We start from the raw sequence: 16,606 nt of genomic DNA on the forward strand, positions 1-16,606 counted from the left end.
GCGCCCATGTTCTCGAACTTGTCGGCGAGCTCGATTTCCTTGGCGACGGTGACGCCGTCCTTGGTGATGCGCGGCGCGCCGTAGGCCTTGTCGAGCACCACGTTACGGCCCTTGGGACCCAGCGTGACCTTGACGGCATTGGCGAGGATGTCGACGCCGCGGATCATCTTGTCACGCGCGTCGGAGGAAAATCTAACGTCTTTGGCTGCCATAATTTGAATTCTCCAATGGTCAATGAAACGGGACGGGATCCGGCGCGCTAAGCCGCCTTCGCCGTTGAAACGGCGGTCTCGATCACGCCCATGATGTCGGCTTCCTTCATGATCAAAAGATCCTCGCCGTCGATCTTGACCTCGGTGCCGGACCACTTGCCGAACAGGACGCGGTCGCCTGCCTTGACGTCGAGGGCCACGAGCTTGCCGCTCTCGTCACGGGCGCCGGAGCCGACGGCGATGATTTCGCCCTCTTGCGGCTTCTCCTTGGCGGTGTCGGGGATGATGATCCCGCCTTTGCTCTTGTCTTCGGCATCGATGCGACGCACGACGACACGGTCATGCAAGGGACGAAACGTCATGGCTAAATCCGATCTTGGAAAAGAAGAGGCTGAAGGCGTTCACTTAGCACTCCTGCCGGAAGAGTGCCAACGAAAGATTCTGCGCCTTCCCGCCGCCCCCCGCCGGCTGCCCAGCCGGAGGTGATTTCAGAACTCGCGATGGCAAGACCCGAGCCGGAGGCCGTGGCCGGGCTCCCGCCGTGGCCGGCAAGTCGGAGGCGCAGCGGGGCGGCCGGGTCGGGGCGCCGACGGACAATCGTCGCGCACTCAAGCATGGCGAGTGATCCATCCTGCCAATCGCCACAACCTCGCCGCCTGGCTCCATGTCACCAGCGCCTTGCCGCCTCGATCTCATTGTCGAACTCTTCGACGAGGTCGCGGCATGCCTGAGCAAACCGAAGCCTCCGACAAGGCTGCTTCCGGCAAAAAGGGAACCTGTCAGGCGGTGCTGCGCGCGTGAGACTGAAAAGCCCGCAAACTCCGCGCCTAACCGAATCCTATGGCGCGATCGTGTTGGTGGGTTCAAGAGCGTGCAGGGTCGGCTGCTGCGGTCCCGCGTCGACGCAATTATCATCCTGAATGTCGTGAAAGCTGATGCGGACTTTGCCGATGTGCCGCGTCGGATCAGACCCGGCACCGAGGCCAACAAGCCCATTCATGTCACTCACAAGGCACTTGATCCCGCCCGCGAGCCTGATCCGCACTTGGCGATGACGCGCGCGCGCTTCGAAGTCGTTGAGAAGGAACAGGGTGGTCGCATCGACGTCGGCGTCGATCTGGCAATAGCGCTTGTCATCCCTGGTCATGACCTGCATGCCCTCCAGCAGGTCATAAAGATCCTCGGGCCATTCAACGATGGGGTTTTGGCTCATCGGCAAAAGGCTAGCTCCTTCGACAATCGTCAGAAAAACGGCTTCGATAGTGACGCTGGAGCATACGGGGCGGTTCCCTCCGACGCTTAACGGATCTTCGCCCATCCCGATGGGAGGCGCGTCGATCCCGCTGCTCTTTCCATGATCGGGCTGAGGGCCCTTGCACCGATCTGGGGATCCGTCTGGTCATCGGGTCGTCTCGGAGCGGCCCGACTGCCCGGCAATCGGGGTTGTCAGACTCGCCTCGGCCGCGGCCATCGATCTGGGGTGCGTTGCCTCGCCCGACCCGGCGACACCACGGACCGCCCACAGGCGCGGCGAGCGGTGGTCGGTCGGCGCGCGTCGCCGAGAGGTGCCCGTCAGCCGTCGTGCGCCTCCGCCGCGTTGGCTTTTTGACGTTCTTCCTGCTCGACGCGGATCCATCTCGCCCGCTCGACATACGCCAGCAACTGCATCAACTCCTCATCGAGGCTTTGCATGGCCTCTTCGTCTTCTGCGATTTGCTGCTGCGGCATCCGGAAATCGAACCCGTGCGCTCGGCGTTCACCGTCTTGCGCCTTTTGCCGGCCTGAGGCTGCCTTTTGGTAGAGCGCCGCCCATGTCGTCGCCCGTGTTAACAGGTCATCCAATGTCACGCGGGGATCGCTGTCCGGTGCCCGGGTTTGCGCGCCCGGGGCCGACGTGCGGTTTGGTCGCCCCGGTAACGCGCCGGCGGCACGCGCCTGAAGCCGGGTACGGATACCTTGCAACGCGGCCAGCACGTCGGCCTGAATGGCGTCGAGCGCGGCCCATTCGGCCTGGTGCTTCACCGCCAGTTGCGGGCGGTCGAGGATCGGCCGGCCCGGCGCACCCCTGCTTAGACCCTCGGGGGCATCGGCGCGCTGCCACTGGTGCGCGGCGGCGCGTCGTTCGATCGCCTGAAGCGAGAGGAAGTACCGCATCGCCAGGGAGGCGTCGCCGGCTCCCGTTTCCCATTGGTCGCGGATGGACTGCCAGGTACCGTCGGTTAGCTTCGACGGGTCATTCGCGTCGGTTTCTTGACGTTCTTCCTGCTCGCGGTAGGTTTGGTCGGCCTGGTCGACATAGACAAGCATTTCCTCCCACATCTCATTGCAGCTTTCAATGGCCTCCGCGTCTTCTGCGGTTTGGTGCTGCTGCATCCGGGAATCGAACCCGTGCGCCCGGCGTTCGCCGTCTTGCGCCTTATGCAGGCCTGAGGCTGCCTTGTCGTAGAGCGCCGCCCATGTCGTCGCCCATTTCAACACGTCATCCAGGGTCACGCGGGGATCGAGGCCCGGTGCGCGGTCTTGCGCGCCCGTGGCCTTGCGGTTTTGACGGCCCGGTGACGCGCTCGCGACACGCGCCTGAAGCCGGGTGCGGATGCTCTGCAACGCGGCCACCATGTCCGCCTGAAGGGCGTCGATCGGTGCCCATTCGGCCTGCTGCTTGAACGCCAGTTGCGCTCGGTCGAGGATCGGCTGGTCACCCCCGTCGGAGCCATTCGCCCGCCGCCCTTCGGGGGATCGTTCGCCTGCACCCTCGCAGGCATCGTCGCGCTGCCACTGGTGCGCGGCGGCGCGGCGTTTGATGGTCTGCCGCGAGACGCCGTAGCGCGCCGCCAGCGAGGCGTCGGAGGCTCCCGTTTCCCATTGGCCGCGGATGGCCTGCCAGGTGTCGTCGGTCAGCTTCGGCATGTCATGTGACTCCCGTTGACGGCGGGGAGCTACCCCGGTCCGGGAATAGTGCGCAAGGGGTCTCATCACCCCTTCGCTGCCTTGCCAGCTCAGGGCTGCCACGAGAGGGTCGCGGTAAATTTATCCTAAAACCAAGCTAAAATATGCGCTCTGAGATTATACTCGCGCGGGATATATCTATCCCATGCGGCAGGCCAACCTCTCCGACAATCTCATCGCCATGCTCGATCGGATCAGCGAGCGCCTCGCCGCGACCGGCAAAAGCGAGCGCGGGGCGGCGAAAGAGGCGGGTCTCTCTGGCTCGACCATCCGCAACATCCGCGAGGGCAAGGTCGCTTCGCCGCGCCTTGACACCCTCCGGCGTCTCGCCCCCGTCCTTGACACCAGCGTCGAATGGCTCGCCTTCGGGACGGCGGGCGAGAGCGGCCCGCCGGCGACCACCTCTTACGCCGCAAGCCTCTCTTACGATCTCTCCGAGGCGGACCCCTTGGTGAAGGCGCCCGTGCGGGGCATCCTCGAGGCCGGTTCGTTTCGCCCCGTTGCGGATCGTGCTGACGGGCCGCCCCTCGTCGAGGCCGTGCCGCGCGACCGGGACTATCCCGACGCCAGCCTGGTGATCTTCGAGGTCGCCGGCGATTCAATGAATTCCCTGACGCCGTACCCGCTCCTCCCCGGCGTTCGCGTCATCGCGCTCGATTATCGAGATCCGCAGGGACGCCTGGCCTTGCGCGACGGCATGGTCGTCGTCGTCGAGCAAAAAACCGACGGCGATCGCCTGCGCGAGTTGTCGGCCAGGCAGGTCGAACTCTACGAGGATCGGATCGAATTCTGCCCCCGCTCCACCAACCCGCGGCACCGGCCCATCATCATCCCGCGAGACACCCGCCCCGACCGCGAGGGTGAGGTGCGGGTCGTGGCGATCGTCCGCGACATCGTCTGCCGGGTGCCCTTGCGCTAGCACCGCGCCGTGACGCAAACCGCCTGAGGATGACGCCAGTCGCGCTAAAATAAGCGCGAAACACTTGCCGCGCTAATTAAAGTGCGATATCGTGCTTCGATCGAACTGGCGTTGCTCAAAGGCTGTCGGCAAGCGCGACCGCCATCCGTCGCACCGGTGCTCCCGTGTCCCGCGTGGCTCCACCGATGGTGAACGGCTGGTCGCTGGCGCGGTCGTCAGTTCACGCGATGACCAAGGGCCGGTCAGCAGGCTTGCCGGCGCTGAGGCCTGCGACGGACCGCGCGGACGCCCACCTGGTGGTCGTGCAAGAAGAGGGAATGCCGATGACAGGCATCGTCATGGACGCGCGCAAAGCCCTCGATGCGGCGCGGCTTCTGAAAGAGCAGATCGTGCAGCTGGCGGCGGGCGACACCGAGTTCATTCGCGACACCCTGGAGGGCGAGATTGCGTTCGAAGAGATGGCGCGCGCCCTGCTCGCCAGTCTGGGCGACGATGAGGCCTTGATGGCCGGCCTCAAGGCATACGGCGATGACCTCTCCGCCCGCCGGGACCGCATTGCCGGGCGCATTCAGCTCAAGCGCGCCCTCCTCGCCTCGGCGCTTGCAATCGCCGAGCGGCCCAAGCTCGAACTCGACATCGGCACCCTCAGCCTGACCCAGGTTCCGCCCAAGGCGCAGGTCATCGAGGAGGCCGACATCCCGGCCTCCTATTGGCGGCCGCAGCCGCCGCGGCTCGACCTCAAGGTGCTGACGGCGGACCTCCGCGACGGCACCCGCGTCCCGGGCGCGACCCTCACCAATGGCGATCACACCGTCACTATCCGCAGGAGATAAAGATGGCTGTCGTCTCCCTCCCCGGCCCGGCCGCCGCCACCCCCTACGACCCGCGGACGCTGGCGCTGATCCGGCGCACGGTCGCCGCCGGTTGCAGCGACGACGAATTCAATCTGTTTATGCACACGGCGCGCCACCTCGGTCTCGATCCGCTGCGTCGGCAGATCTACGCCGTCATCGACGACGCCGGCAGGCCGGGGCGGCGGCGCATGGCGATCATCACCGGCATCGACGGTTTTCGCACCATTGCCGCGCGCAGCGGCAATTACCGTCCCGATGACAACGCTCCCACCTTCAAGATCGACCCGAGCCTGAAGGGAGCCGCCAATCCGGCCGGGCTGGTCAAGGCGACGGTGCGCGTGTTCAAGTTTTCGCACGGCGCCTGGCACAAGGTGACCGCCGTCGCGCACTGGGACGAATACGCGCCCGTCAGACAAGAGGCCGAGGCATCCGATTGGATCGACACCGGCGAGGCCTGGCCGGAGAGCGGACGTGCCATCGAGAGAGAGTGCGCGCGCGGCGCGCTGACACCGCGCCTCGATCCCCTCGGCAACTGGGCGAGGATGCCCCGCCTGATGCTCGCCAAGGTCGCGGAAGCCCTCGCCCTGCGCAAGGCGTGGCCCGAAGACTTTGCCAATGTGTACGCGAGCGAAGAGGTCGACCGCTCGCGCGCGGCCGCCTTGCTGCCGTCGGAGGGAGCCAAGGCCGGCGCGACCGAGGAGCGCCTCGCACGCATCGGCGGCGTCGAGACGATCCTCATCGACTGGATGGACAACCAGCCCCTGTGCGGCGTCCCGGTGGGACAATTCGCCGACCGGGTGATGGCCTTCCTGCAGGAGAACGCCTCGGATCCGTCAGTGGTGTCGCGTTGGACGGAACGCAACCGTCATGCCTTGCGCGAGTTCTGGGCGCGCGCGCCGGGGGATGCGCTGGAATTGAAGAAGCACATCGAGATGGCCGGCGCCGCCTCGCGCGGCGTCGACCCCTAGATACCGGCAACGCCATTGCGGTGTGCGGAGGCGTTTGCCTGCGCCGCATCCCGGCTGCACCAGCAAGGCGTCGATCCCGCACCGAACCCGTCGCCGGTTCAACCGGATTCCTCACGCAAGGAGTGTCGCATGCCGCGAAAACCGTTCTCAAGACGCGACCTTGCCCGGCGTCTCGCRCATTTTGGTTATCGGTGCCGCCGATGTCGGGGCGAGATCAATGGACGGTCGGGCCTCGAGTGGGACCATCACATTCCGCTCGCCATTGGGGGCGAGGATGCGTTGCACAATCTCGACCCGCTCTGCGTGCGCTGTCATCGCCTGAAAACCAGGACTGACGTGTCTCGCATTGCCAAGGCCGTCCGGGTCCGGCTCAAGCACCTCGGCATTCGCCAGCCGAGCCGCTTTCCGGGATCGCGCGCTTCCCGCTGGAAGAAGAAACTTGATGGATCCGTGGTGCGGCGGTAATGCCCGAACATCACCGCCCGACGCGGTCGGCGTTCGGACTAGGCTTGCGCGAGGCGCAGATCCGGCGGGCGATCACCCGACTCGAGGATCTAGGATTGATCGAGCGGGCGCGGGTGCCCGCATTCCAGCGCGATAAGGAACGTCGCCTCGTCCCATGGTGAACAGCCAGCTCTTGCTACCTAGTGAGCGTTTCAACGCGCGTTTGAAACAGTTTGAGGTAGACCGACGCAACGGCATGGCCAAGACATGCCGCTCGGCGGCCCGTTACAGCATGCGGGGACCCCTACCCGCGTTAACGAAACTGGTTAGGGTGCGCTCGGAACTGCGGGATTTACAGGTGGACCTGATCTTTGCAAAGCAGAGGCGAAAACTTTATCTCGCCAAAGAAGCGGCCGGGGGCAACGATGCGGAAGAAGTTGGTCGGGTGGTGGGCATTGACGATCGTCCTCGCATCTCTGGGAAGAGCGGCGCTAATGACTGTCTTTCGGAAGTTCACCACAATACGACGCCGGCCCTAGTGCTTTGATCGGATTCATCTTCGGTTTCACGGCCCTGGCGCTCTATCTTCACAAGCTCCGCCCGCGGCAAGCGTATCTCAGTAATCGTGCGTGGGCTGAAAGCCGCTCCGGGGGCAGTTTTACTGAATAGGCGCGGCGGGGTTCCATAAGACTTCGCGAATACGCAAAAGCGCGTTCCATAAAGGGCCTTATCGGTGTAAAGCGAACGTTAGAACTTGCGCGATATTCGGGTAATCATGGACGAAAATGGATCCAACTAGGCGCAATCTGCTGCTTGGCGGCTCTCTGCTGGGTACCTTTGGCATCGGTGGGCTGCTGCCTTCTGCCTGCGCCATACTCCAGATCAGGGGAAAGACCGGAATGCCGACCATCAGCCCTCCGGAGCGGCCGACTGGAGAAGCCAAGCCCATGCTGGAGGAGGATATCGCACCGGTGCTCGCTCGCCTCGACGCCTGGTATGCTGCCCACTTGTCCCCAGAGAAATACGTGCTCAATCCGCCGGCTACGAACGAGCAGCTGGATGCGTTTGAGCGTCGAATTGGCCTTTCTATGCCGCGTGCGTACCGTCAGCTTTACCAATGGCATGATGGCGAGAGCGACGACCGCTGGGGTCATATCTACGGACTTCCGTTACTTCCGCTGGATCATGCTGCAGCTGCATGGGAATCATGGGCAAGAACATTGGCCGAGTTTGGCGGTAATCCTTACGTAATTCCCGGAGGCGCTTGGCCTAAAAGCTCAGTTGACCCGGCCTATGTTAATCAGCGGTGGATTCCGCTGACCTCTGATGGTTCAGGCAATCATATCGGGCTCGACTTTGATCCTTGGCCCGATGGTCGTAATGGCCAGGTGATCCTCTTCGGGCGGGATGAGGATGTGAAGGTGGTGCTCGCCGGCTCACTCGGTGAGTTCCTCGGTTGGGTCGCAGAACTGTTAGAGCGGGGCAATTTCAGACTGGAGGTGGCTGCCGATGAGACCGTGCTGCGGGAGTTTCGACTAAAGCTGCCGGAAGTAGACCACTTCCACGAAGGAGCACGGATCCTCTTGGGCGCGCCTGGCCAATTCCTTTGATAAGGCCAATCGCTCGGCCGCGGTGAGCGGGCGCAAGGGATCTTTCTGGTGGCGCGACATGGGGCACCTCGCAGCACGAGGATGACCACGCCATTATACCAGATCCCACGGCAGACGACCCACGTTGGGGGCTTGCGCCCCTCCTCACCTCGCGCTGCTTCGCGCCGAGAAACCCGCGCGTTCATTGTCCAGCCTCAAAGACAGTGAGAGCCGAGATCCGCGTCCGCAACGCCGTTTTCGCTTGATCGATGGGCTCGGGCACTGTTTTTGCCGACAGGGCTTCTCTGGCTTTTCGGCCGAGAAAGTAGCCGATCCGCTCGGCATTAGCGCCACTCGGATGGGGGAGACCGTCTAGAACGCGTTCCCGGGCGATAATCCCTTGCGAGGCGAGATGCTGCAATGCCGCTGCGGGTTTGGGACCAAGAGGGAGCCGGGTGTCAGTTGGCCAATTGCGATAAGAACGACCCTTGCGCTTGCGTCCCGCGATGGCGCTTTGGACCCACAGCGCGAACCCAAGTTCGACCGCTTCTCGGTGCGGCCGGTGTTGAAAGGGCCTGGCCCGCGCCCCGGGCGTGTCCCGTCGACGTGTCCGTTGCTGTGCGCATGAAGCAAGTTGAAACTCCGCCTGCTCGCCCTGAGGAACCCAGCATCGCGGCGGTGGGGCGGGACACCGCCGCACCCAGAAAACGTGGGTATAGGTTCCATGGGCGACGGCATAGTCGCCGACATTCCGGGTTATCCAAAACGATGCAAGTTGGCCCGGCCCGTCAGCTGAGACCCCTCAACACCGGCTCCCTCTAAAACTGAAGCCCCCGGCTAAATCACCAAAAAATCGGCGGAGTCGAGACTGACCTTGTTGGCGAGAATCGCAATCTTGATTTGAGTCGCGGAACCCGTTCCGTCGGGATCGAAATAGAGCGAGCCCGTGGCCTTGTCGTAGATGATGCGAGTGAGAGCATCCTCGGCCTTCCGGCCGAGATGAAAGAAGTCATCCTTAAGCGGCTGGTTCGGAACGCCGGTGTTTTTTAAAAAAGTCCGGTCGAGGTGGAAGAGATCGCCACCCGGTTCGAAGTCCGTGATCCTGTCGACATTGGTGAGCCGGTGCGGTTTGCTGTTGAACACGAAAACGTCGTCTCCCGCGCCGCCCGTCAGTGTGTCCCGCCCGGGGCCAGCCGACAAATGGTCGTTGCCACTCTCGCCGCTCAGATGGTCGTTGCCCGCACCGCCGAACAAACGGTCGTTGCCATCCCGCCCGCTGAGGCGGTCGTTTCCGCCGTCGCCGCGAAGCGTCTCGTCCAGGATGCCGCCCTTGATGATGTCGTTGAAGCGGGAGCCGCGAATTTCCTCGAAATCTGCGAGCACATCCCGGCCGCCAAAACCGTCCGTGGCCGTGCCCACCATCAAATCCACGCTGACGCCCTTGCGGGCGGCATCCCGGCTGAAATCCACGCGGTCGTAGCCGGAGCCGCCCAGCAGACTGTCATGGCCGCGTCCGCCGATGAGAATATCATTTCCCGCCGCGCCAACCAGGAGATCGTTGCCGCCGTCGCCGCGGAGGGTGTTCGCCGCATCGTCGCCGGTGATGGAATCCGACCAGCTCGACCCGAGGACATCTTCCAATTCCCACATCGTGTCGCCGAGGGCGTCGCCTGCATACCCCTGGTGGTCGGCCAGATTGACGATGACGGCGGCTGCCGAGTGCGCGTAACTGAGCAGGTCGCGGCCCTCGCCGCCATGAAGCTCATCGGCGTTCCTGCCGCCTTCGAGGGTGTCGTTGCCGGCAAACCCACCGAGCGTGTCCTCGCCACCACGGCCGAGAAGCAGATTGGCGCGCCCATTGCCGAAAATCATGTTGGCGGTGTTGCTGCCGGTCAGGTTCACGGCTTTCGATCCGACCGCCTGCAATGTCTCGATTTCCGCCGACGCCCCGAGGCTGAAGCTCACGCTGGCGAAGACGACGTCGGTGCCCTCGCCTTGTGCTTCAATGACCCCGTGGCGCGTATCATCAATCTGGAAGACGTCGTCGCCCCGGCCACCGAAGAGCTGGTCCGCGTCCCGGGCGCCGCCGACGAGCGTATCGTTGCCATCACCACCGTACACAAAGTCGCCTCCCCGCCACCCGTTCAGGAGGTCGTTGCCGGTGGCGCCATAAATGACGTCATTGAGCAACGAGCCCGTGATGACATCGTCGCCGGCGACAAACAGCGCCAGGGGGAGCCTCGGCGCGTGATCGACCGGGACGTCGGCGCCGGTGATCGCCAGCTGCACTCCGTTCTGTCCCGAACGGGAGCCCGACTCGGCCGCAAGGACGAGTTCGCGAACGACACCCGTCACCTTGCCGTCGGGATGAGCGGCGATCTCATCCCCGACCTCGATGAAGTAGGTGGTGGCATAGGGCCCGGTCTTGATGAGGCGCGCCAAAAAACTGCCATCGCCGGCGTCCTCAAGGCGCCAGTAACTGTTGAGTTCTGGAATGCTTCCACTCGCGTCCATGCGGAGCCGGAAATTAGCGCTGGCGGTGATCGTCGTCATGAATGCTTTTCCCCAACCCGCAATGTTGGCGGCGGCAAGTAGCCGACGCTGCCTGCCGATCCGCTATTGATCAATCGAATACCCTCCCCCACGCCACCATTGCGCAGAGGGCATCCGTTGTGGTGCACCAGCCCTGGCTTCAGACGACGTAGAAGTCGCTCGCCTTCAGCTTCAAACCTTCCTGCAGGCGCGCAAACTTGGTTGGCCCCGCGCCGCCCATTCCGTCCGCGTCGTAGTACAGATAGCCATTGCTCGCGTTGTAGATGATCCGGTCATCCGCATCGTGCGCCAGTTTCGACGTCTTGGTGATATGAAAGGCGCCGGATGCCAGCGTGCCGGTCTTGTCGAGCGCACGGAAGATGGCATTGTCGAGCCGCAGGGTGTCATCGCGGACTGAGAAATCGAGGATCCGGTCGACATTGGTTCGGCCGGAGAGTTTCGTGTCGAACACAAACGCGTCCCGCCCCGATCCGCCGGTGAGGAGATCATGGCCGCCTTTTCCGTTAATGACATTGGCGCCGGCATTGCCCGTGATGGCGTTGGAAAATGAGCTGCCGGTCAGCGTCATCGATTTCTTCGAACCCGCGTCCACCGCGCTCAGGCTCTCGATGCGGGCCGCACGCGCGAGGGTGTAGCTGACGCTGGTGTAGACGGTGTCGCGGCCGGAGGTGTCGACGACCGTATCGCGGCTGGTGTTGACGAAGTAGATATCGGCGCCCGCCCCACCAACCATGCGGTCAGCCCCGCCGCGTCCATCGAGGATGTTGGCAGCCCCATTGCCGACAAGCCGGTCGTGTCCTGAACCCCCGATCGCATTCTCGATCACGACGCCTTTGGCGATGGTGAAACCGCCGCCGACGACGCCGGCCTGCGAAATGAAGCCGCCTGCCCCGGCGGCGCCTTTCATGAGCGTCGCCGGGCGGAGATCGATCGTGACGCTCGCGGTGGATCCTTCGCCGCTGATGGTGTCGCTGCCGCCGGCGTCCCAGATCGAGGACCACCCGGTGCCGATGGCATTGGCGAGCGGCAGATGGTAGACGTCGTCGCCCGTGCGCGTGCGCAGATTGGGACCGTAAAGCGCCTGGAGCGCGGCGATGTCGAACGCGCCGAGACCGCCCTGGCGCCCGAACGCCTCGGTGTCGGACCCCGCCCCCCAATCATAAACGCTGTTGTACGACATCACGGTGCCGACGCCCTGGTTCAGCCGCCGGTCGCCGGTATCGGCCGACCAGAAGACCCCCTGGAAGAGGGTGGCATCCGCCTCGCCGCCGCCGTCATGCGGATGGGCGAGGCCGACGGCGTGTCCGAGTTCGTGGATGACGGTGTAAAGCCCGTCGCCACCCATCGCCAAATAGCCCCACGAGGTCAAATGGGGATCGAAAGCGCCCCAGATCTGCTGGCCAGTCGCGGCGGGCGTCTCATGGATCCCGAATGCTCCCCCCAAAGGCGATTGCCACCAGACGATGTTGGCGCCCGCAGCCGACGGCGCCTCCTCAAAGGTCAGCCCGCTGACATTGGCATACAGGTCCATGGCATAGCGGAAGGCCTCCTGTTCGGTGGTCGACCAAGGGTCAAGCGCGGTGCTGTCGACCGTCACGCCATCGCTTCCATGGGCGCCGGTCGCGGCCGCATAGTCAGCCGATTCGCCGAAATGGAAGGTGACCGGACCGCGGGCTGGATCCCACGCGGTGCCACCCCAGATCAGAGCATCGATATAGGCACTCCCATAGCCCGATCCCGGCACCGACGTGCGAACGCTAGCCATCCCGCCCCCAAAGTTTTGCTGATCCTATCGCGAGGATATTTCGAGAACATTACTGTCGTGATCTCGCGGGGGTCAAGGAATCGAAGTGCCGGCCCACGACAACTCTCCCAAGGGTCAGGTGAAGGCGTTGCCCCGCGCTCGATCCGTCATTTGCAGATCAAGATGGCGGTCCCACCGGGCCCTGCAGGAGAACCTGAGCAGCCTGCCTCTGCAAGCCAGCGAGATCTCCGGGAGTGCCGGGCGTCTCTGAGATCTTTCCCGCGCCGCCCGGTCCTCAAGGCGCGCAGGACGTGGCTGGACACATAAGGGGCTACAAGGCCCGCAAGGGCTCCACGGCATCGGCTTGGCAGGACCGGCAGGGCCCGCAGGCCAGCTCTGGCAGCCCGGGAATGTATGCCGCGTTGAGGGCCAAAGGCGATCTGGTTAGCTGGGGACGGGTCGAGCGTTTTATGCGGCAGCAGAAATACGCGCGCTGGCCGCAGAGCGGCACTTCTGCTCGAAGCCAGCGAATTTGCAAAAGGGGACAGCAATCGCAGGCAATTCTATCGCCAAATCATAACATCAACTACCTCCTTCGGATTACCCCAAAGAAGCAGGACCCGCCTGTGAAATCCAATGCTACTCAAGCGCGAGAGGGAACCATAAAAGAGTTCCATTTTCACCAGGGGGCGCAAGTTTTGGCTGACGGTAATAGTACCTTCAATTATGTTTATTCTGTAACGAAGTCGGGCAACAGTTACACAGTTGGCGATCTGTCGTCGCAAAATGCATCGGTGTCGGATGTGGCCGACAATAAGAACGATCCACTTGATAAGCTCGTCGGCAATGATTCATTCACTTTCGGTGGAACCACCTACACCTATCTCGGCAGCACGGGAGATGGTGCCTTTATAGGTTCGACGGGAAATGGCGCCAAAGCAACTTATCGGCTCTTCACCGACACGCCGGCGACGACGGGCTCTACCCACACACCAAATGCCTCGACTGCAACGGCGATTTGCTTCCTGCCTGGCACCCGGATCGAGACTGCAGCTGGCGAAGTCGCGGTTGAGGCCTTGCAGCGCGGCGACCTAGCTAAGACAGTTGAAGGACGCCTCGTACCCGTGCGGTGGATCGGGCGCCAGACCATCTCAACCCGCTTTGCCGATCCGCTCCGCGTCCTGCCGATCTGCATCAGAGCCGGAGCACTGGCTGAAAATGTGCCCTCGCGCGACCTGTACATCTCACCCTGCCACGCAGTGCTCGTGGATGACATTCTCATTCACGCCGGCGCGCTGGTGAATGGCACGTCCATTGTGCGCGCCCCCGCGCCAGCAGAAACGTTCACCTATTATCACATCGAGCTCGAAGACCACTCGCTGCTGCTCGCCGATAATGTCCCCGCCGAGAGTTTTATCGATAACGTTGACCGCCTGGCATTCGACAACTGGGAAGAGCATGAGGCGTTGGGTGGACATTCAGCTCCCTTGGTGGAAATGTCCTTCCCGCGCGCAAAAGCCTTCCGGCAAGTGCCTGTCGTCATTCGGGAGCGGATTGCGTCACGCGGCCAAGTGCTGTCCCACTCACGCACCGCGGTCGCCGCATAATTCGAGAAGCCCATTTGAAGGTGGCAATTGGCCGGAGCAGCGGTGCTGGACATCCGGCGCCGGTTCAGCTGCGAGCCGGCAATGTCCGGGTCGGATTAATGGTGTTGGACCAATGCTTCGGCGTTTTTTTGTAAGCCGTAAAGCAATGGATCGCGGCAAACTGGGAAAGCTGCCTCCTCTCCAGTAGCGCGATATTATGAAGCCAGACAGCCAACTTGAGGGGCGTTTTGGACGCGATCTCTGCAAAAGCGCGAGTGATCAGAGCCGGACCTGTTTTCAGCCATACCATTTCGGTGTCACCCCGGTTCAAAGCCTCAGTGGCTAGCTCGAGAGCGCGCCCGATCACGGCATTGTTTGGAGCGGCCGCCAAAAAATTATTGCCCAAGGTACCAATGGCCAGCCCACCAAGGGCATAGTCCTCCTGGTACACAGCCAATGCGACGTGAGATGGAAGCACTGAATTGATGGGGGCGATGCATCGATCATCCGCATCCACGTAAACGCCGCCTTCCGCGTAGAGGTAGGCGAGGCGAAACACGTCCGCCTTTTCAGCTGGGTTTTCAGCTCTTCGATAACCTCTCAAAACCTGAGGCGCGTAGTTTATTGCGAGAAACTCCTGAGCTCCTTCGTCGTCGAAGCGTCGATGGCGGTAGTCCGGGTTTGTCGAGCGCCATGTATCCATCAGGCGGGTCACGTCGGTGGGGGGTTGAGGATCATCCCAATACTGGACGATCACCTTAGGAATGGGCCTACAACTCTCCCCTCCGACTTCCGGCTGGAAAACGTTGGAGAGCCCCGCCTGGCGGATCGCGATGATCAACTGGATCGCAGGCGCAGAATTCTCCGCATTCGAGCGCAGCAACTTTTGCAGCGGCGCAATCCGCTCATTGGGAGGTAACATCCTGATGTCGGCGAGTTGTTTTATAAGATCTCTATTGAGGGCGAACTCGTCGTACACTTGGCCCATGTGGCTCTGGGAAACATTCGTCGACTGACCCCGGGCAACAAGTGCGGGTGTGTTCAGCCGGGTCCACGCTTCGAGGTGATGGTTCGCCTGGTCAATTCGGAGGAGCAACATACAAACCCGAAACATCTCCGCGTGAGCCCCACCATCTCTCGGGTTCAGCATGAGCGCAGCGTGATAGTGGTCTCTCGCCTCCTCAAATTTGTACTCGGCCTCGGCGAGTTGCCCCCGGAATACGTAGATTCTCGCGCGCTCGAGGACGAGTTCAGAAGAGAAAGCAAGTAATCGTGCTGCCGCGCTCGCAAAGTCGCCGAGAAGAATATCAAACTGGACACAGTGAGACCAAACGACGAAGTTGTTGGGGTGATTCATCAAAGCGGCCTCGACCAACCGCCGAGCAGGGTGCAGGTATCCAGCGAGCTTAAGCAACTCCGCCCGCTTACAGTCAATCTCCCATCTCTCGCCAAAAAGTGAAGTGGCGGTGTCAAGAAGCGCGAAGGCAGCGGCGTCTTCACCACACTCATTTAGAATGTGACTGGTCTGGATATAGAGCCCCAGACTGCCTGGGTGGAGCTTGATCGCGCCCTGATAGATAGATAGACACCTCTCCAAGTCCCCGGTAAGTCGGGCAGTTTCAGCAAGTTGCATGACTGCTGATAAATAATCCGGTTTTAACTCGAGGACCTGCTTCAAAATCTCCTCAGCCAAGCCTGGCTTTCCGAGTACGCGCTCTTCAATCGCGAGCTCTACAAAAGCTTGTAGAAAGACCGGATCAGTTTGCGAAACACGGCGAAATAAAGTGCGGGCGGCCTCCCGGTCACCTACATGGCGCTGAAGATAGCCCACTTGCATCCTGCAATGGACGTTTTGAGGCGCGAGCTGGAGCGCTGCGTTTATGACGGCCTTGGCTTCCTCATAGCGTCCACGATCTCTAAGCTCGGTTGCGACCTCCAGCTTTACCGTTACGYTGTCGGRATCCAATTCCGCAGCGGCTTCGAAATACGCCAGAGCCTTGGCACGATCCCCGCGCCGCCGAGCCAAATGACCGAGCCAAATACGCGCGCCGACATGCTGCGGGGCCTGCTTGAGGACCGTCTGCAAAACCGCCTCCGCCTCATCGRGCCGGCCGAGGTCCCGCAGATCAGCTGCRACCTCCARCTTCACCGGCAGATTGTTAGTATCCARTGCGGCAGCGGCTTCGAAGTAAGCCAGAGCTCGGGCACGATCCCCGCGCCGCCGAGCCACGTGACCCAGCCCAATTTGCGCGCCAACATGCTGGGGAGCCTGATCGAGGATCTSCTGCAGAACCGYCTCCGCCTCCTCGAGCCGGYCGAGTTCGCGCAGATCTGCAGCAACCTCCAGCCTCACCGGCAGATTGTTGGGATCGAGTGCTGCAGCATGTCCGAAGTGAGCCAGAGCCGCGGCCCGATCGCCGCGCTGGCGAGCCACGTGAGCGAGCCCAATACGCGCGCCAACATGCTGGGAAGCTCGCTCGAGGATCGCTTCCAGGATCCCCTCCGCCTCACCGAGGCGGCCGAGGTCCCGCAGATCCGCCGCAACCTCCAGCTTCACCGGTACGCTGTCGGGATCCAATTCCGCAGCGGCTTCGAAATACGCCAGAGCCTTGGCACGATCCCCGCGCCGCCGAGCCACGTGACCCAGCCCAATTTGCGCGCCAACATGCTGGGGAGCCTGATCGAGGATCTGCTGCAGAACCGCCTCCGCCTCCTCGAGCCGGCCGAGTTCGCGCAGATCTGCAGCAACCTCCAGCCTCACCGGCAGATTGTTGGGATCGAGTGCTGCAGC

General features: G+C 62.7%; 15 protein-coding genes. 8 read left to right on the top strand and 7 right to left on the bottom strand.

What is annotated here, in order from left to right:
* The 4 genes from AC1DVM_RS18630 to AC1DVM_RS18645 all read right to left on the bottom strand — a co-directional run.
* On the bottom strand, positions 1-212 hold a 212-nt coding region (locus AC1DVM_RS18630; protein ID WP_477256848.1), incomplete at its 3' end, for a TCP-1/cpn60 chaperonin family protein.
* A 47-nt stretch (positions 213-259) separates the two neighbouring features.
* A complete protein-coding gene (groES, locus tag AC1DVM_RS18635) occupies positions 260-574 on the bottom strand; it encodes a co-chaperone GroES (protein WP_477256850.1) in 315 nt (104 codons plus the stop codon).
* A gap of 476 nt (positions 575-1,050) precedes the next feature.
* Positions 1,051-1,530, bottom strand: a complete 480-nt coding sequence (locus AC1DVM_RS18640; RefSeq protein WP_477256852.1) for a hypothetical protein — start codon at positions 1,528-1,530, stop codon at positions 1,051-1,053.
* A 254-nt stretch (positions 1,531-1,784) separates the two neighbouring features.
* The gene (locus AC1DVM_RS18645; RefSeq protein WP_477256854.1) at positions 1,785-3,119 is read right to left on the bottom strand and encodes a hypothetical protein; all 1,335 of its coding nucleotides are present in this window, start codon (positions 3,117-3,119) and stop codon (positions 1,785-1,787) included.
* Positions 3,120-3,303: 184 nt separating this feature from the next.
* Between AC1DVM_RS18645 and AC1DVM_RS18650 the strand changes: the two genes are divergently transcribed.
* From AC1DVM_RS18650 to AC1DVM_RS18680, 7 genes are all read left to right on the top strand, one after another.
* The gene (locus AC1DVM_RS18650; RefSeq protein ID WP_477256856.1) at positions 3,304-4,077 is read left to right on the top strand and encodes a helix-turn-helix domain-containing protein; all 774 of its coding nucleotides are present in this window, start codon (positions 3,304-3,306) and stop codon (positions 4,075-4,077) included.
* Positions 4,078-4,400: 323 nt separating this feature from the next.
* Positions 4,401-4,910, top strand: a complete 510-nt coding sequence (locus AC1DVM_RS18655; RefSeq protein ID WP_477256858.1) for a siphovirus Gp157 family protein — start codon at positions 4,401-4,403, stop codon at positions 4,908-4,910.
* A 2-nt stretch (positions 4,911-4,912) separates the two neighbouring features.
* The gene (bet, locus tag AC1DVM_RS18660; protein ID WP_477256859.1) at positions 4,913-5,899 is read left to right on the top strand and encodes a phage recombination protein Bet; all 987 of its coding nucleotides are present in this window, start codon (positions 4,913-4,915) and stop codon (positions 5,897-5,899) included.
* A gap of 129 nt (positions 5,900-6,028) precedes the next feature.
* On the top strand, positions 6,029-6,364 hold the full coding sequence (locus AC1DVM_RS18665) for an HNH endonuclease (protein ID WP_477256861.1): 336 nt from the start codon (positions 6,029-6,031) through the stop codon (positions 6,362-6,364).
* Positions 6,364-6,525, top strand: coding sequence for a hypothetical protein (locus tag AC1DVM_RS18670; protein WP_477256863.1), 162 nt, complete (start codon positions 6,364-6,366; stop codon positions 6,523-6,525). Before AC1DVM_RS18665 ends, AC1DVM_RS18670 begins: the two co-directional genes overlap by 1 nt.
* On the top strand, positions 6,519-6,890 hold the full coding sequence (locus tag AC1DVM_RS18675; protein WP_477256865.1) for a hypothetical protein: 372 nt from the start codon (positions 6,519-6,521) through the stop codon (positions 6,888-6,890). Before AC1DVM_RS18670 ends, AC1DVM_RS18675 begins: the two co-directional genes overlap by 7 nt.
* Before the next feature lie 352 nt (positions 6,891-7,242).
* Positions 7,243-7,953, top strand: coding sequence for an SMI1/KNR4 family protein (locus tag AC1DVM_RS18680; protein WP_477256867.1), 711 nt, complete (start codon positions 7,243-7,245; stop codon positions 7,951-7,953).
* An 816-nt stretch (positions 7,954-8,769) separates the two neighbouring features.
* Here AC1DVM_RS18680 and AC1DVM_RS18685 read toward each other — a convergent pair.
* On the bottom strand, positions 8,770-10,485 hold the full coding sequence (locus tag AC1DVM_RS18685) for a calcium-binding protein (protein WP_477256869.1): 1,716 nt from the start codon (positions 10,483-10,485) through the stop codon (positions 8,770-8,772).
* Positions 10,486-10,624: 139 nt separating this feature from the next.
* On the bottom strand, positions 10,625-12,250 hold the full coding sequence (locus AC1DVM_RS18690) for a M10 family metallopeptidase (protein WP_477256871.1): 1,626 nt from the start codon (positions 12,248-12,250) through the stop codon (positions 10,625-10,627).
* Positions 12,251-12,540: 290 nt separating this feature from the next.
* Between AC1DVM_RS18690 and AC1DVM_RS18695 the strand changes: the two genes are divergently transcribed.
* Positions 12,541-13,836, top strand: coding sequence for a Hint domain-containing protein (locus tag AC1DVM_RS18695; RefSeq protein ID WP_477256872.1), 1,296 nt, complete (start codon positions 12,541-12,543; stop codon positions 13,834-13,836).
* Between the two features lie 64 nt (positions 13,837-13,900).
* On the opposite strand, the gene AC1DVM_RS18700 is transcribed toward AC1DVM_RS18695, so the two are convergent.
* Positions 13,901-16,576, bottom strand: coding sequence for a tetratricopeptide repeat protein (locus AC1DVM_RS18700; RefSeq protein ID WP_477256874.1), 2,676 nt, complete (start codon positions 16,574-16,576; stop codon positions 13,901-13,903).
* Positions 16,577-16,606 lie beyond the last annotated feature (30 nt).

This window comes from Microvirga sp. P4_A5, assembly GCF_056402495.1.

What these genes read in the sequence shown, in the direction of transcription:
- groES (WP_477256850.1), bottom strand. Translation starts at nt 574, where the DNA reads ATGACGTTTCGTCCCTTGCATGACCGTGTCGTCGTGCGTCGCATCGAT.
- AC1DVM_RS18640 (WP_477256852.1), bottom strand. Translation starts at nt 1,530, where the DNA reads ATGGGCGAAGATCCGTTAAGCGTCGGAGGGAACCGCCCCGTATGCTCC.
- AC1DVM_RS18645 (WP_477256854.1), bottom strand. Translation starts at nt 3,119, where the DNA reads ATGCCGAAGCTGACCGACGACACCTGGCAGGCCATCCGCGGCCAATGG.
- AC1DVM_RS18650 (WP_477256856.1), top strand. Translation starts at nt 3,304, where the DNA reads ATGCGGCAGGCCAACCTCTCCGACAATCTCATCGCCATGCTCGATCGG.
- AC1DVM_RS18655 (WP_477256858.1), top strand. Translation starts at nt 4,401, where the DNA reads ATGACAGGCATCGTCATGGACGCGCGCAAAGCCCTCGATGCGGCGCGG.
- bet (WP_477256859.1), top strand. Translation starts at nt 4,913, where the DNA reads ATGGCTGTCGTCTCCCTCCCCGGCCCGGCCGCCGCCACCCCCTACGAC.
- AC1DVM_RS18670 (WP_477256863.1), top strand. Translation starts at nt 6,364, where the DNA reads ATGCCCGAACATCACCGCCCGACGCGGTCGGCGTTCGGACTAGGCTTG.
- AC1DVM_RS18675 (WP_477256865.1), top strand. Translation starts at nt 6,519, where the DNA reads ATGGTGAACAGCCAGCTCTTGCTACCTAGTGAGCGTTTCAACGCGCGT.
- AC1DVM_RS18680 (WP_477256867.1), top strand. Translation starts at nt 7,243, where the DNA reads ATGCCGACCATCAGCCCTCCGGAGCGGCCGACTGGAGAAGCCAAGCCC.
- AC1DVM_RS18685 (WP_477256869.1), bottom strand. Translation starts at nt 10,485, where the DNA reads ATGACGACGATCACCGCCAGCGCTAATTTCCGGCTCCGCATGGACGCG.
- AC1DVM_RS18690 (WP_477256871.1), bottom strand. Translation starts at nt 12,250, where the DNA reads ATGGCTAGCGTTCGCACGTCGGTGCCGGGATCGGGCTATGGGAGTGCC.